The 14,415-nt window shown below is 69.8% G+C and carries 12 protein-coding genes; 5 read left to right on the top strand and 7 right to left on the bottom strand.

Translation table 11 applies throughout. The annotated features are described in order from the left end of the window. Positions 1–4 precede the first annotated feature (4 nt). From ACFORO_RS24205 to ACFORO_RS24195, 3 genes are read right to left on the bottom strand one after another with little or no spacing between them, the layout of a single operon-like run. Positions 5–1,693 carry an ABC transporter substrate-binding protein gene (locus tag ACFORO_RS24205; RefSeq protein WP_377875304.1) on the bottom strand — a complete coding sequence of 563 codons (1,689 nt, stop codon included), beginning with the start codon at positions 1,691–1,693 and terminating at the stop codon, positions 5–7. A 19-nt stretch (positions 1,694–1,712) separates the two neighbouring features. After that, positions 1,713–2,714: an ABC transporter permease gene (locus ACFORO_RS24200; RefSeq protein ID WP_354734815.1), complete on the bottom strand. Its 1,002-nt coding sequence runs from the start codon at positions 2,712–2,714 to the stop codon at positions 1,713–1,715. Further along, positions 2,711–3,652 carry an ABC transporter permease gene (locus ACFORO_RS24195; protein ID WP_377875302.1) on the bottom strand — a complete coding sequence of 314 codons (942 nt, stop codon included), beginning with the start codon at positions 3,650–3,652 and terminating at the stop codon, positions 2,711–2,713. The genes ACFORO_RS24200 and ACFORO_RS24195 overlap by 4 nt, the downstream gene beginning before the upstream one ends. Positions 3,653–3,974: 322 nt before the next feature. Here ACFORO_RS24195 and ACFORO_RS24190 point away from each other — a divergent pair, with 322 nt between their 5' ends. After that, a complete protein-coding gene (locus ACFORO_RS24190; protein ID WP_354734817.1) occupies positions 3,975–4,625 on the top strand; it encodes a S1 family peptidase in 651 nt (216 codons plus the stop codon). A gap of 436 nt (positions 4,626–5,061) precedes the next feature. On the opposite strand, the gene ACFORO_RS24185 is transcribed toward ACFORO_RS24190, so the two are convergent. The 4 genes from ACFORO_RS24185 to ACFORO_RS24170 all read right to left on the bottom strand — a co-directional run bounded on the left by ACFORO_RS24185 (position 5,062) and on the right by ACFORO_RS24170 (position 9,113). Continuing rightward, complete coding sequence (locus ACFORO_RS24185; RefSeq protein ID WP_377875299.1) at positions 5,062–5,577, bottom strand: GNAT family N-acetyltransferase; 516 nt, start codon at positions 5,575–5,577, stop codon at positions 5,062–5,064. A 53-nt stretch (positions 5,578–5,630) separates the two neighbouring features. Further along, positions 5,631–7,217 carry an acyl-CoA synthetase gene (locus ACFORO_RS24180; protein WP_377875297.1) on the bottom strand — a complete coding sequence of 529 codons (1,587 nt, stop codon included), beginning with the start codon at positions 7,215–7,217 and terminating at the stop codon, positions 5,631–5,633. Positions 7,218–7,380: 163 nt separating this feature from the next. Continuing rightward, positions 7,381–7,746: a YrdB family protein gene (locus ACFORO_RS24175; RefSeq protein WP_354734820.1), complete on the bottom strand. Its 366-nt coding sequence runs from the start codon at positions 7,744–7,746 to the stop codon at positions 7,381–7,383. A 59-nt stretch (positions 7,747–7,805) separates the two neighbouring features. Next, positions 7,806–9,113, bottom strand: a complete 1,308-nt coding sequence (locus tag ACFORO_RS24170) for a lysozyme (RefSeq protein ID WP_377875295.1) — start codon at positions 9,111–9,113, stop codon at positions 7,806–7,808. Between the two features lie 662 nt (positions 9,114–9,775). Between ACFORO_RS24170 and ACFORO_RS24165 the strand changes: the two genes are divergently transcribed. Genes ACFORO_RS24165 through ACFORO_RS24150 form a run of 4 tightly spaced genes read left to right on the top strand, consistent with a single transcriptional unit; the run spans position 9,776 to position 14,353 of the window. Further along, positions 9,776–11,068 carry a sugar ABC transporter substrate-binding protein gene (locus ACFORO_RS24165; protein WP_354734822.1) on the top strand — a complete coding sequence of 431 codons (1,293 nt, stop codon included), beginning with the start codon at positions 9,776–9,778 and terminating at the stop codon, positions 11,066–11,068. After that, positions 11,065–12,051, top strand: a complete 987-nt coding sequence (locus tag ACFORO_RS24160; RefSeq protein ID WP_377875292.1) for a carbohydrate ABC transporter permease — start codon at positions 11,065–11,067, stop codon at positions 12,049–12,051. Before ACFORO_RS24165 ends, ACFORO_RS24160 begins: the two co-directional genes overlap by 4 nt. Then, positions 12,048–12,878, top strand: a complete 831-nt coding sequence (locus ACFORO_RS24155; RefSeq protein WP_377875290.1) for a carbohydrate ABC transporter permease — start codon at positions 12,048–12,050, stop codon at positions 12,876–12,878. The genes ACFORO_RS24160 and ACFORO_RS24155 overlap by 4 nt, the downstream gene beginning before the upstream one ends. Then, on the top strand, positions 12,875–14,353 hold the full coding sequence (locus tag ACFORO_RS24150) for a glycoside hydrolase family 3 protein (RefSeq protein ID WP_377875288.1): 1,479 nt from the start codon (positions 12,875–12,877) through the stop codon (positions 14,351–14,353). The genes ACFORO_RS24155 and ACFORO_RS24150 overlap by 4 nt, the downstream gene beginning before the upstream one ends. Positions 14,354–14,415 lie beyond the last annotated feature (62 nt).

The following is a 14,415-nucleotide window of genomic DNA, read 5'->3' as shown; positions in this document are numbered from 1 at the left end:
GGGATTACTTCGCCAGGCCCATCTGGAGGTAGTTCGGGTACGCCGGGAACGCGCCGATCGCGAAATTGCCGACCTTCGCGCCGTGCAGGAACGAGTTGCGCGTGTAGATCAGCGGGATCACCGGCGAGTCCTGCATGATCCGCTTGTCCGCTTTCGCCCACAGCTTCCCGGCCGCGGCCGGGTCGACCGTGCCCTGCGCCTGCGCGATCAGCGCGTCCACCTCGGGCACCGAGTAGCGCGCCTCGTTGTAGCCGCCGTTGCCGATCTCCGAGGTGCCGAACAGCGGTTCGATGTTGGCGTTGGCGCTCGGAAAGTCCGGCTGCCACGAGCCGAGGGTCAGGTCGTAGTTGCCGTCGTTGCCGGTGACCAGCGTCGTCCACGCCTCGTCGTCGAGCGGGCGCAGTTTCGTGCGGATCCCGGCCCGCTGCAGCGCGGCCTGGATCGCCTGCGCCTTGTCCGCCTCGTTGTTCGCCGTCGACACCGGGAAGTCCAGGTTGTCGATGCCGTTCGGGAAGCCCGCCTCGGCGAGCAGCTGCTTCGCCTTCGCGACGTCGCCGTTCGGCGGGGCCGGGTAGAGGTCGTACGCCTCGCGCCCGGCGATGCCCTCGGTGATCAGCGTCGTGGCGATCGGACCGGCCAGATCCGCGCTGCCCGCGGCGGCGACCTGGTAGGCGGTCTTGTCCACGGCGTACTGGAACGCCTGGCGCACCTTGGGATTGGCCAACGGGCCGCGCTTGGTGTTCAGCGCGAGGTAGGCCAGCGCGCCGGACTTCGACGTGACGAGCTGGTTCTTCGCCGCCGGGTTCGTGCGGATCTGCGCCAGCTGCGCCGGGTTCACGAACGACGAGCCGAACGCGAACGCGTCGTTGCCCTGGCTGGCCAGCAGCCGCTTCGCGACGACGCCGGTGTCCTGGCCCATCTGGATCACGACCGCGTCCGGCAGGCCGGTGCGCGCCAGGTCGGTCTTGCCGTCCCAGTTCGGGTTCCGGACGAACTTGACCTGCACGCCCTTCTGGTACGACTCGACCTGGTACGGACCGGACGCGACCGGCTTCGTGTCGTAGGTCGCGTCGGTGCCCTTGCCCTTCGGCACCGGGGCGAACGCGGGCATGCTCGCGATCCACGGCCAGTCGCCGTACGGGCGGGCCAGGCGGAACACGATCGTCTTCGGGTCCGGCGTCTCGATCGACGCCAGTTCGCCGCCCTTGAACGGGCCCTTGTAGTCCGGGCCGCCGGCGAGCAGGTTCTTGTGGTAGCTCAGGCCGCCGGAGAACGCGGAGTCGAACGACCGCTCGATGCCGTACTTGATCTCGGCGCTGGTGATCGGCGTGCCGTCGGCCATCTTCAGGCCGTCCTTGAGCGTGTACGTCCAGGTCTTGCCGTCCGCGCTCGCCCGGCCGGTGTCGGTGGCGAGGTCCGGGACCACGGTGGCCGGGCCGTCCTCGGCGGTCTTCCACGCGGTGAGCCGCCGGTGGATCAGGCTGATCGTGGTGATCGCCAGGTTCTGGCTCTTCGCCGGGTCGAGGTGCTGCGACGTGGTGTCGCTGAGGATGTACAGCGTCCCGCCGGACGCCGCCTCGACCGCGCCCCCGCCGGCGGACTGCTCGTTCGCGTTGCACGCGGCGAGGAACGCCCCTGCCCCGGTGACCGTGGCGGTGATGCCCAGCGCCTTCAGGAAGTCCCTGCGATCCATGGTTTTTCCGTTCCCTTTCTCAAGAACCGAGCCGAGCACGGGGGTCGAGGACCCCGTAGAGCACGTCCACCGCGAAGTTCGCGAGGACGACGAAGAAGGCGGCGAACAGGCTGACGCCCATCAGCACCGGCAGGTCCACCTGGTGCACGGCGTCGACGAGCAGCCCGCCGAGACCGGGCAGCGCGAACACCCGCTCGGTGATCACCGCGCCGCCGAGCAGCGCGCCGAGGTCGACCGCGAACACCGTCACGACCGGCAGCAACACGTTGCGCAGCGCGTATTTCCCGACGACGGTCCGTTCCGGCAGGCCGACCGCCCGCGCGGTGCGGATGAAGTCCTCGCCCATGATTTCGAGCATCTGGCCGCGCGAGAGCCGGGCGTACACCGCGGCGTTGATGAACGCCAGCACCAGCCACGGCAGCACGAGGTGCCAAGCCCAGTCGACCGGGCTCTGCGCGAAGGTCACGTAACCGCTCACCGGCACCACGTCGAGCGTGAAGCCGAACAGCAGAATTCCCAGCAGCCCCACAAGATACGCGGGCGCGGACACCCCGGCGAGCGTCACCGTCATCGCGGCCCGGTCGGCGAACTTGCCTCGGCGCAGCGCCGAGAACACGCCGGTCGCGACGCCGGCGATCAGCCAGATCACCGACGCGCCGATGGCCAGCGAAACCGTGATCGGCAACCGGTCCCCGATCAGCGCCAGCACGGGTTCGCTCTGCTGGAACGAATACCCGAAGCAGGGCGCGGAGCAGACGATCGCGGTCACGCCGGTGCCGAACGTGCGGCCGGTGAAGATGCCGCCGAGGAAGTCGAAGTACTGCTGGATCCACGGCTTGTCGAAGCCCATGAACTCCCGCGCCAGCGCCAGGTTCTCCGGCGTGCACGGCTTGCCGCAGGACATGAACGCCGGGTCGGTGGGCAGCAGGTAGAACACCGCGAAGGTGCCGAAGCTGACCACGAGCAGCACGCCGAGCATGCCCAGCAGGCGGACGCCCACGAAACGCAGAGTGCGGTTCACCGGCGCACCGCCGTCTTCGGGTCGAGCGCGTCGCGCAGCCCGTCGCCGAGCATGTTGAACGCCAGCGTCGCGATGAAGAGCGCGGCGCCGGGGAAAATGAGGAACATCGGATCTGTCTGCACCCAGTTGATCGCGTCGCTGATGGACCGGCCCCAGCTCGGTGTCGGCGGCGGGATGCCGACGCCGAGGAACGACAGTGCCGCTTCCAGGCCGATGTTGGCCGGGATGCTCACCGTCGCCAGCACGATGATCGGCGCCCACAGGTTCGGCAGCAGCTCGCGGCGGAACACGTGCGCGCCGCCCGCGCCGAGCGCACGGGCCGCCTTCACGAAGTCGCGGTTGCGCAGGCTCAGCGTCTGCGCGCGGACCACTCGGGCCACGCGCGGCCAGCCGAACAGGCCGATCACCGCGATCAGCAGCAGCGGCCGGGGGATCGACTGCGGGGCGACCGCGCCGAGCGCGATCATGAAGATCAGCTGCGGGAACCCGAGAAGCACGTCGGTCACCCGGCTCACCACGGTGTCCCACCAGCCGCCGACGTACCCGGCGCTCGCCCCGAGCAGCACGCCCAGCAGCATCGACACCGCGGTCGCGGCGAGCCCGATCAGGAACGACGTCCGCGCGCCGTACGCGACGACCGCGAAGAGGTCCCGCCCGGTCAGCGGTTCGACGCCGAACCAGTGGCTTCCGCTGATCCCGCCGAGGAATCCCGCGCCGGTGCCGTCGGCCGGATTGAGCAGTTCAGTGTGGTACGTGTACGGATCCTGGCCCTCGATCAGGGCGAGCAGAGGAGCCGCTAGAGCGGTGACGATCACCAGCACGATGACGACCGCGCTGGCCTGGGCCCAGCGGTCGTGCCGCAGCGCGCGCCACAGGTTCCGGGAGGCCGGTGCGGCCGCCGGGACCCCGGCACCGCCCGGGGACAGGATGTCGGACAACGGTTCCCTATGCAGATCAGCGTTACTTGACGACGTGACAGTAAAGAACCTGAAGGAAATTCACCACGACGGCGGTGCCCGTCCCGGATCGTGAGACATCGCCGACTTCGCACCTCCCCCTGGAGTTCGCACTGTTCGCGCAGGTCACCGGCAGTCGCGCGGCCCGGGTCAGTGTGCCGTGCGGACAGACGTCCGGCCAGTGTTGTTGTCACCCGTTCGGAGGCACTCCCGGGACCGTCGGCTGACTCCGTTTGTGCGTCCGCCCGCTCGGCGCTGGACTGGCCGGACGTAGCCAGTCTCATGTGGACGGAAGGACCTGCCGATGTCTCGCTGCTCGCGCCGCAAGCTGACCGGAGTGCTGATCGCCGCGGCCGCGGCCGCCCTGCTGGTCAGCCCTCCCGCCTCGGCGGTCACCGCGGCGGTGAACGGCGGCGACGCGATGTACACCGTGTCGCCGGGGCCCGGCCGCGAGCCGTACTACTGCTCCGCCGGGTTCGCGATCCTCGTCAAGGAGGTCCGGTACATCCTCACCGCCGGGCACTGCACCGAGCACGGGCTCGACTGGAAAGACATCGGCCGCAACGTGGACAGCCACTTCCCGGTGACCGATTACGGCCGCGTCGAGAACCCGTCCGGTTCCGGGCACAGCCAGGTCGACCTCTACGACGGCGGCACCCAGCGGATCCTGCGCGCGGGCACCCCGGCGGTGGGACAGCTGGTGTGCCGGAGCGGCATGACCACGAAGAAGACCTGCGGAAAGGTCTTGGGCCTCAACCAGACCGTGAACTTCGGCGACGGCAAGCAGGTCGTCGGCACGATCGCCACCGACATCCCGGTCGGGGCGGGCGACAGCGGCGGCCCGTTGTTCTACGCCGGGGTCGGGTACGGGGTGCTGTCCGGCGGGAACAACCAGGTCAGCTTCTTCCAGCCGTTGCCGCCGGTGCTCGCCGCTTACGGGGCCACGCTCGCCTGATCTTCGGGTCCGTGAGGGGAACCCTGACGGAATCAGAGTCCGTGAAGGTGGCCCTCACGGACTTCTCGGGACGGTGACAGGCCAAAGCTGAGTACGACAGCGGCGGTTCGGCTTCGCAGCGAGGTGGCTGCTCCAGTGGCTTGACTGCGGCCGTGCGGGCCGGGGACCGCGAATGTCGGGCCAGCGCCCCAATGCGGCATTGGGTGCGTCGCACGCACCCAATGCCGCATTGGGGCTTTCCCACAGCAGGCGCGGTGCCGACGGTGCCCGGTCCGGCGCTGCGACTGTCCGTGAGGGGAACCCTGACGGAAGCAGAGTCCCTCAGGGTTCCCCTCACGACCGACGACCGGGCACCGACCCAGAAACGTCACGCCTGCGCCAGTCCGGCGTGCCCCTCGCGCAGCGCGCGCCCGAGCGGGACGCATCCGCTGATCGGCTACGCGGCGGCGTCCGAGCCGAGCTCGATCCAGAACCGGTCCTCGCCGCGTCTCCGGCCGTCCGCCACGCCGCCGTTCGAGAGGATCGCCCGGCGGGAACGCTCGTTGTCCGTCTCGCAGGTCAGCAGCACGCGGTCGAGCCCGAGGCGGCGGCACTCCGCTAGCCCGGCCGTCAGCATTCGCGTGGCGTGGCCTTGTCCGCGCCACGGGGGCACCACGTGGTACCCGATGTGGCCGCCCGCCTCGGCGAGGTCGGCGGTGAGTTCGTGCCGGACGACCAAAGTGCCCAGGTAGTACTCGCCGGAGACGTACCAGAAAAGCGTGGAAGGCACTCCCCATCGCGGCAGCACCCCGCGCCGCGCGGCGACGAACTCGGCGAAGTCGGCGCTCGCCGCGTCCAGCCACTCCGTCGGGCGGCCTTCGAGCAGGCAGTCCACCTGCTCGCCGACGAGGTACGACGTCCGCACCTCAACCGTGGGCAGGACAAGACGGGGCGACTCAGCGAGACGGATCATCGGCCCAGTCTCGCTGCCGATCGTCAGGAACACAGCTCATTTTCCCGCGGGAATCATCCCTGCGCCAGTGCCGCGTGTCCTTCCCGCAGCGCGCGCTTGACGATCTTCCCGCTCGGGTTCTTCGGCAGCGCGTCCACGAACACCACGTACTTCGGGCACTTGTAGCCCGCCAGGTGTTCGCGGGCGTGCGCGAGTACCTCGGCTTCGGTGAGCGTGGCCCCCTCGCGCGGCACGATCGCCGCCGTGACCGCCTCGATCCAGTGCGGGTGCGAGACCCCGAACACGGCGACCTCGGCGATCCCGTCGAGCAGGTACAGCGCTTCCTCGACCTCACGGCTCGCGACGTTCTCGCCGCCGGTCTTGATCATGTCCTTCTTCCGGTCCACGACCGACAGATAGCCCTCGTCGTCGAGCACGCCGAGGTCGCCCGAATGGAACCAGCCGCCCTCGAAGGCCGCGGCGGTTTTCTCCTCGTCCTCGTAGTAGCCGAGCGTCGCGTGCGGACTGCGGTGCACGATCTCGCCGACCTCGCCGGGCGGCAGCTCGCGGCCGTCCTCGTCGACGATCCGGGTCTCGACGTTGATCGACGCCCGGCCCGCCGAACCCGCCTTCGCGAGCTGTTCGTGCGGGCGCAGGATCGTGGCCAGCGGGGCCATTTCGGTCTGGCCGTAGAAGTTCCACAGCTGCACGTCCGGCAGCCGCCGCGAGAGCTCGCGCAGCACTTCGGCGGGCATCGGCGACGCGCCGTAGTAGCCCTTCCGCAGGCTGGACAGGTCCGTCGTGTCGAACGCCGGGTGCCGCAGCAGCGAGATCCACACCGTCGGCGGCGCGAACAGCTTCGTCGCGCGTTCGCGTTCCACCGCGGCCAGCAGCGCCGCCGGGTCCGGGCCGGGCAGGATCACGCTCGTCGCGCCGAGGTAGACGTCGACCGACAGGAAACAGTCCAGCTGCGCGCAGTGGTAGAGCGGCAGGGAATGCACCTCGATGTCGTCGCCGGTCATGCTGCCGTCAATCGCACAAGACACGTACTGCGCGATGAGCGACCGGCTCGACAGCAGCACTCCCTTCGGCCGCGATTCGGTGCCGGAGGTGTACATCAGCCGCAGCGGATCGTCGTCCGCGACCAGCACCGCCGGGGCGGTTTCGTCGCCAGGCCGGTCGATCCAGTCCGCGACGCTCTCCCAGTCGCCCTCGCCGCCGATCCGTCCGCGGACGACGTCGGTGCGGCCGGAGCGCTTCAACGCCTCCGAAGCGGTGTCGAGCAGCGCGCCCTCGGCGATCAGCCCGGACACCCCGGCGTGGCCGAGGATGAACGCGACCTCCTCCGCGCCGAGCATGAAGTTCACCGGCACCAGCACCACGCCGAGCTTGGCCGTGGCGAACACGAGCACCGCGTACTCCCAGCAGTTCCGGCTGAGCAGCGCGAGCCGGTCGCCCTTCGCGAGGCCGCGTTCGGCGAGCCGGTGCGCGCAGCGGTTGGCCGCCGCGTCGAACTCGCGGTAGGTCGCGCGTCGTTCGCCGGAGACGATCGCGAGCTTGTCCGGGTGGCGCAACGCGGTGCGCCGCAGGAGATCCCCGACGGAATGCTGGCGGGCGTGCTGGATCGCTTCCGCCGTTTCGGCGCTGAACGGGCTCGGCATAGCGGGAGTCTCATCCACGGGCGCGGCGTGCGCAAGCAGGACCGGCAGCGAGAGACTTCGGCGCGGTGCGGGCAGGCGGCTTGCGCGATCTCAAGTGGACAGACGACCGGTCAGCCGCGCATCGCGGCACTGCCCGGACAAGCGATCCCCGCCGGAAATCCGCTCAGCCGTCCTTCGCCCACACCCGCACGGCCACCGCGACGGCGATCCCGACGACGCCGAGCACGATCCCCGCGACCAGCAACCCGGACGCGATCAGCCCGAGCGCGGCCACCGCGAACAGCCCGAACTCCAGGAAAAACCGCGTCGGCTCCGGACTGCGCCGCTTCGCCCGGGGCGCGATCACGAGCCCCCAGATCACCGCCGCCAGCGCCGGCCACAGCACTGCCGCCAGGATGTCGAGGAACACATTCCCGCCGAGCCGCGCACCGGCGACCGCGAGACCGGCGAGCAGCGCCAGTTCGGTCAGGAAGCGGATGACGAGCACCGCGCCGGGGAAACCGCGCAATTCGGGTCGAGTGGTGGTCACGCTGGGAGCCTAACGGCCGGGCCCGCGCTCCGTGCGCGGAGTCGCGGACCCGGCCGCACTCAGCGTCGGGCCACCATTCGGGACAGCGTCATCAGGATCGCTCCGAACACCAGCAGCGCCGCACCGAACACAGCGAGCCGCGGGGTGCTCACGCCGGTCTTCGCCAGTGCCTGCTGCTTCGGCTGCGAAGCTTCCGGCGCGGAGGTCTGTGTCGGCTGGCTGGTCGTGACCTTCTCCGGAGCCGAGGCCTTCGGCGTCACCTTCGCGACTTCGTGGACCCAGGCGGTGAGCGAGTCGGCGTGTTTGGCATCCGACAGCGACCCCGGCGGGTTCGCCTGCTTGCCGCCCGCCCAGACGAGACCGCTGATGTCCTTCTTCGGCGTGGCCGAGGAAGTCGACGTCGGCGGCTTGCTCGCCGAGGTGCTCGAGGACGCCGGGCTGCTGGACGTCGTCGGGCTCGTCTTCGTGGTCGTCGACGGCGACGTGGTGGCCGAACTCGTCGGCGTCTTGGTCGGAGTCTTGGTCGCCGAGGAGTTCGGCGGCGCGCTCGTGGTCGGCGTGGCCGAAGTCGGCGGCTTCGTCGACGTCGTCGGCTTCGGCGGGGCCGGGGCCTCGCTCTTCGGAGCCTCGCCGCCGGCGAACTTGATCAGCTGCTCCATCGAACCGTTGAACGAGTCCTGGTCGCCGGGCTTGGCGCCGGAATCCGAGTACTGCCACACCGTGTAGTACCGCCAGCCCGAGGGCAGCGGGCCCGCGCTCTGCGCGTACCGGGCGATGAACAGCGGATGCGTGTCGCCGAACGCGTTCGAGTTGCCGGTGCAGGTCTTCCACCAGTCGGTCGTGGTGTAGAGCATCGGCCAGCGCGACGTTTTCGCGTGCAGCCGCTCGGAGAACGACCGCACCCACGACACCATCGCCGACTGCGACAGGCCGAAGCAGGTCGAGCCGTAGGGGTTGTATTCGATGTCCAGCATCGGCGGCATGGTGCGGCCGTCCGCGGACCAGCCGCCGCCGTGCGCGACGAAGTAGTCGGCCTGCGTCGCGCCGTCGGACACGTCCGGACGCGCGAAGTGGTACGCGCCGCGGATCATCCCGACGTTGTAAGAACCGTTGTACTGCTGCGCGAAGTACGGGTTCAGGTACCCGGTGCCTTCGGTCGCCTTGACGTAGGCGAAGCGCGCGCCCGCGTTCCAGGCGCCCTTCCAGTCCACATTGCCCTGGTGCCCGGACACGTCCATGCCCGGCACCTCGGCAGACGCTGCCGCCGCCTGGGGCGCGTGCAGCAGCCCCAACGCTCCGACCGCAGCTACCGCTGCCGCCGCGACGATCGCACCCGCCCGAGCCGCTATCCGCCCGGAGCCCGTCATCCTCTACTCCCTCTTCTTTTCCTGCCCTGGGAGCGCTCCGGCCGTCCGCGTCTCTTCCCCAAGAGCGGAACCGGATCACCTGGGCGAGCCCCAGTGTGTGTGACACGCGGGACGGCTGTAAACCACTGGGAGTGATGTGACGCGTGGTACACACGAGGTTTTCCGAGGTCACCGGGGGTACGCACGCTGCGGGGCGGGATGAAACTCACCCACCCCGGGTCACTGTCGGCAGTGAGCCCAGTACTCGTCGCAGTGGGTAATCACGGTGCCGCGGCCGGAACGGAGCAACGCCGGTGAGCCGAACGGCGGACACCGCGTGCGCGCGGTTTTGTCATCGCACAAGGGCCGAAGGTCGGTCGTCCGGCGCCGCCGGGGACTCGCCCGGGCAGTGCGACACGCCCGGCCCGGCGAGCCGTTCACGAACAACTCCCCCGCGCCGGAAACCCTTGCCCGCACTGCGGAAACCGGCCGCTACCAGCACTTTCCGCCCGGACGCCGGTAATCGCCCGGCCACACAGCGTCAACCAGGCAGACGTCTTCGCAACATCTTGGCAACCGGCTTGACACCGGCTGTGGTCCGGACCACCCTGCAGGACATTGGTCTACACCATTTGTCATTCAGCCCCGGTCGCCGACGACCGGGCACCGAAAGGACGAGACACGTGAAGCGCTGGCTCAAGCTGGCGGCGGGAGCCGCCGCCATCACGCTCGCCACGGCCGGGTGTGCCGGCTCCGGCGGGAGTGAGAACGCCTCGAGCGCTGGGGGCGCGCAGGACGGCAAGCTGACGGTCTGGCTGATGACCGGCTCCGCGCCGGACAGCCTGACCGCCGCCCTGAACAAGGAATTCGAGGCCGCCCACCCCGGCGTCAAGGTCGACTACCAGATCCAGCAGTGGAACGGCATCCAGCAGAAGCTGACCACCGCCCTGGCGAGCGACACGCCGCCGGACGTCATCGAGGTCGGCAACACCCAGACCCCCGCGTTCGCCGCGCAGGGCGTGCTGGCCGACCTCTCCGGCGACGTCAACAACCTCAACGGCGGGCAGTGGCTCGCCGGGCTCAAGGCATCCGGCCAGTACGACGGCAAAACCGTCGGCGTGCCGTTCTACGCCGCGAACCGCGTCGTGATGTACCGCAAGGACATGTTCGAGCAGGCAGGCATCACCCAGCCGCCCGCGTCGAACGACGAATGGCTCGCCGACATCGCGAAGCTGAAGACGAAGTTCGGCAGCGACCCGCAGTTCCAGCCGCTCTACATGCCGGGCCAGAACTGGTACGCGCTGTCGTCGTTCATCTGGGACAACGGCGGCGACATCGCCAAGGGCGAGGGCAAGTCCTTCAAGTCCTCGCTGAACACGCCGGAAGCCAAGGCGGGCCTCGAGTTCTACAAGAAGCTCGTGGACAGCTCGGGCACCACCGCGCCGAAGGACAACGACGAGGCGACTCCGCAGCAGGCCGGCATCTACGCCGCGGGCAAGGTCGCCATGTTCATCGGCACCCCGAACGAGGTCGCCACCGCGGCCAAGACGGACCCGGGCATCACCGCCAAGACCGGTGCGTTCCCGATCCCGTCGAAGACCGCTGGCCAGGGCGCGCCGGTGTTCCTCGGCGGCTCGAACCTGGTCGTCCCGCTCAACAGCAAGCACCAGGACCTCGCGAAGGACTACCTGAAGCTGCTGACCAGCACCAAGTACATGACGCAGCTGGCCGCCGGCGGCTACGTGCCGGGCACCTCCACCGACCTCAGCGCGCTCGACAAGGACCCGCTGGGCTCGGTGATGGCGAAGGCCTCGAAGACCGGCCACGCGATGCCGGCCAGCCCGAAGTGGGGCGAGGTCGAATCCGGCCAGAACCCGCTGAAGGACATGCTGACCGCTTACCTGACCGGGAAGAAGACCCTCGACCAGGCCGCGGCTGACGCGAACACTGCCCTCGACAAGATCATCGGCGGATGACCGCGACGAAGGACAAGCCGATGCCGGCGGGGGCCACCCCGCCGGCATCGGCGCACGTCGGGGCAGCACGACGGCGTGGCAACGGCTGGTTCAGCGAGCGGCTCATGCCGTACCTGCTGATCCTTCCCGCGCTCGCCGCCGTGCTGGTGCTGCTCGGCTGGCCCACCGTCCAGATGCTCGGCATCAGCCTGCGCCAGCTCGACCTGCGCGAGCTGGTGACCGGCAAGATGGTGTGGATCGGCTTCAAGAACTACACCGACGTGTTGTCCGACCCCGAGTTCTGGGCAGTCACGGTCCGCACGGTCCTCTTCACCGGCGCGATGGTCGCCGGCACGCTGCTGGCGGCGCTGTTCATCGCGGTGCTGATGCGGCACCTCAACCCGGTGCTGCGCATCCTGGTGCAGATTTCCCTGGTGCTCGCGTGGGCGGTGCCGGTCATCGCCACCACCACGGTGTTCCAGTGGATCTTCGACCAGCAGTACGGCATCCTCAACAAAACCCTGGACCGGCTGGGCTTCCATTCGTTCATCGGCTACTCGTGGTTCTCCACCGGCACGAGCACGCTCGTGGTGATCGGGCTGCTGGTGCTGTGGCAGGCCGTGCCGTTCGTCGCGTTCACGCTCTACGCGGGCCTTCTCGGCGTGCCGCGCGAGCAGTACGAGGCGGCGGGCATCGACGGGGCCGGGCCGTGGCAGACGTTCCGCGCGGTCAGCTGGCCCGCCATCCGGCCGATCCTGACGATGGTGACGTTCCTGTCGATCCTGTGGGACTTCAACATGTTCGCCCAGGTGTGGGCCATCCGCCAGGGCGGCCCGGACGGCGCGAGCACCACGCTGGCGATCCTGCAGTACCTCAAGGGCATCGCGGGCAGCCACTTCGGCTCGGCCGCGGCCATCGCCACCATCATGCTGGTGCTGCTCCTGCTGGTCACCGGCCGGTACGTGCAGCTGCTGGTCCGGACGAAGGACGGGGAGATCGCGTGAAAAAGTCCCTGGCCGCCCGAACGCTGGTGTCGGTCGCCGGCGTTCTCGTGGCGCTGCTGTTCCTCTTCCCGACGTACTGGATGTTCACGACGTCGCTGAAGACGCCGGGCGACGTGCTGTCGTCGAAGTACGACCTGATCCCGACCTCGGCGACGCTGTCGAACTTCGCGTCGGCGCTCACCAAGCCCGGATTCGTCACGTACCTGACCAACAGCCTGATCGTGACGCTCGGCGCGGTGCTGGCCGCGCTGATCGTGGGCGTGCTGGCGGCGATCCCGCTGGCCCGTTTCCGCTTCCGCGGCCGCAAGGGGTTCCTGCTGCTGATCCTGATCGCGCAGCTGGCCCCGCTTTCGGCGCTGTTCATCCCGATGTACTTGCTGATCCGCGACATCGGGCTGCTGAACACGCTGCCGTCGCTGCTGCTGATGTACTTCGCGACGACGCTGCCGTTCACCGTGTGGATGCTCTACGGGTTCGTCAACGGCATCCCGTACGACCTCGAAGAAGCCGCGATGATCGACGGCTGCAGCCGGGCCGGCGCGTTCCGCCGGGTCACGCTGCCGCTGCTCGGCCCGGGCCTGGTGACCACGTCGGTGTTCAGCTTCATCACGGCGTGGAACGAATTCCTGTTCGCGCTGGTGTTCATGCGGGACCAGTCGAAGCAGACGCTGCCGGTGTGGCTGTCGTCGTTCAAGACGGCGTTCTCGATCGACTGGGGCGGCGTTATGGCCGCCTCGGTGATCTACGCGATCCCCGCGGTGATCTTCTTCCTGATCGTGCAACGGAAACTCGTGTCCGGCATGACCGCCGGCGCGGTGAAGGGATGACGGTGGCTGACCTCTCCGAGGTGTCCGGGGTGTCCGACCCCCGCAGGCTCGCCGAAGCCGTGCTGCTGCCCGGATTCGCCGGCACCACGGCGCCGGACTGGGTGCGCCGCCGGCTCGCCGAGGGCCTCGGCGGCGTGATCCTGTTCGGCCGCAACGTGGTCGACGACGAGCAGGTCGCCGCGCTCACGTCCGCGCTGCGGTCCGAGCGGGACGACGTGGTCGTCGGGATCGACGAGGAAGGCGGCGACGTCACCCGCCTCGACGTCGGCAAGGGCTCGTTCGTGCCCGGCCCGCTCGCGCTGGGCGCGGCCGGGGACCCGGAGCTGACCGCGTCCGTCGCGGCCGCTCTCGGCGAGCGGCTGGCGGCGTGCGGCGTGACGGTCAACCTCGCGCCGTGCGCGGACCTCACGCTCGCCGCGGAGGACCCGGGCATCGGCGTGCGGGCGTTCGGCTCGGATCCGGTGGCGGCTTCGCCGCACGTCGCGGCGTTCGTGACCGGCATGCAGAAGTACGGCGTCGCCGCGTGCGCAAAGCACTTCCCCGGCCACGGCGCGGCGACCGAGGATTCGCACCTCTCGCTGCCGGTGCTGCCGCGGACCGCGGCCGAGCTCCGGGAAGTCGAACTGGTCCCGTTCGCCGCGGCGATCGAGGCGGGCGTCCGGACGGTCATGTCCGGGCACCTCGTGGTCCGGGAATGGGGCGACGAGCCGGCGACGTTCAACCGGACCGCGCTCGTCGACGTGCTGCGCGGCGAACTGGGGTTCACCGGGACGGTCATCACGGACGCGTTGGAGATGGGGGCCATCTCCGGGGCGTACGGGCGGCACGACGGGATCGGCGAGGCTTCGGTCCGGGCTCTCCTGGGCGGCGCTGACGCGCTTTGCCTCGGCGGGGCCCCGTTCGACGCCGAGACGCTGGACCGGACCGCGGCGGCGATCGTCGCCGCAGTGGCCAGCGGGCGGCTTCCCCTGGAGCGGTTGGCCGACGCCGCTGTCCGGACAGCTTCGCTGGGCACCGCCCCGGCTCCGGCGACGGTGCAGCCGGTGGACTACTCGCTCGGTCTGTCCGCTGCGCGGGCCGCCTTGCGGGTCACCGGCAAGCCGCGGCTCAAGGGCCGCGCGCTCGTGGTGGATGTGCAGACCGAACCGGGTATCGCCGCTGGGCCGATGCCGTGGGGACTGGGGGCTCACCTGGCGGAGCTGGTGCCAGGCACTCGGACACTGTCGGTTTCGCCGGACGACGTCTCGACGGTCGTGGCGGAGGCTTCGTCGGTGGAGAGCGTCGTGGTGGTGACCCGGGAAGCGCACCGGCATCCGGCGGTGCGGGAGTTCCTGGCCGGCCTGTCCACTGTGGACTACATCCGGGTCGAAACCGGGGTCCCCGGGCCGGAAACCGGTGCCGGGCCGCGGCTCGACACCTTCAGCGGCTCCTACGTGAGCCTGCGCGCCGCGGCGGAGTACCTGGCCCGCTCCTGACGCCGTCCGTGAGGGGAACCCCGAGGGACTCTGATTCCCTCGGGGTTCCCCTCACCGACCGG

The sequence above is a fragment of the Amycolatopsis halotolerans genome (assembly GCF_042647905.1).
GTDB classification, from domain to species: Bacteria; Actinomycetota; Actinomycetes; order Mycobacteriales; family Pseudonocardiaceae; genus Amycolatopsis; species Amycolatopsis halotolerans.
The sequence above is the reverse complement of the archived record's forward strand: the minus strand, read 5'-3'. Positions and strand labels throughout refer to the sequence as shown.

Excerpts from the sequence above, each read along its gene's own strand:
- ACFORO_RS24150 (WP_377875288.1), top strand. The coding sequence starts at position 12,875 with ATGACGGTGGCTGACCTCTCCGAGGTGTCCGGGGTGTCCGACCCCCGC.
- ACFORO_RS24160 (WP_377875292.1), top strand. The coding sequence starts at position 11,065 with ATGACCGCGACGAAGGACAAGCCGATGCCGGCGGGGGCCACCCCGCCG.
- ACFORO_RS24190 (WP_354734817.1), top strand. The coding sequence starts at position 3,975 with ATGTCTCGCTGCTCGCGCCGCAAGCTGACCGGAGTGCTGATCGCCGCG.
- ACFORO_RS24170 (WP_377875295.1), bottom strand. The coding sequence starts at position 9,113 with ATGACGGGCTCCGGGCGGATAGCGGCTCGGGCGGGTGCGATCGTCGCG.
- ACFORO_RS24205 (WP_377875304.1), bottom strand. The coding sequence starts at position 1,693 with ATGGATCGCAGGGACTTCCTGAAGGCGCTGGGCATCACCGCCACGGTC.
- ACFORO_RS24180 (WP_377875297.1), bottom strand. The coding sequence starts at position 7,217 with ATGCCGAGCCCGTTCAGCGCCGAAACGGCGGAAGCGATCCAGCACGCC.
- ACFORO_RS24185 (WP_377875299.1), bottom strand. The coding sequence starts at position 5,577 with ATGATCCGTCTCGCTGAGTCGCCCCGTCTTGTCCTGCCCACGGTTGAG.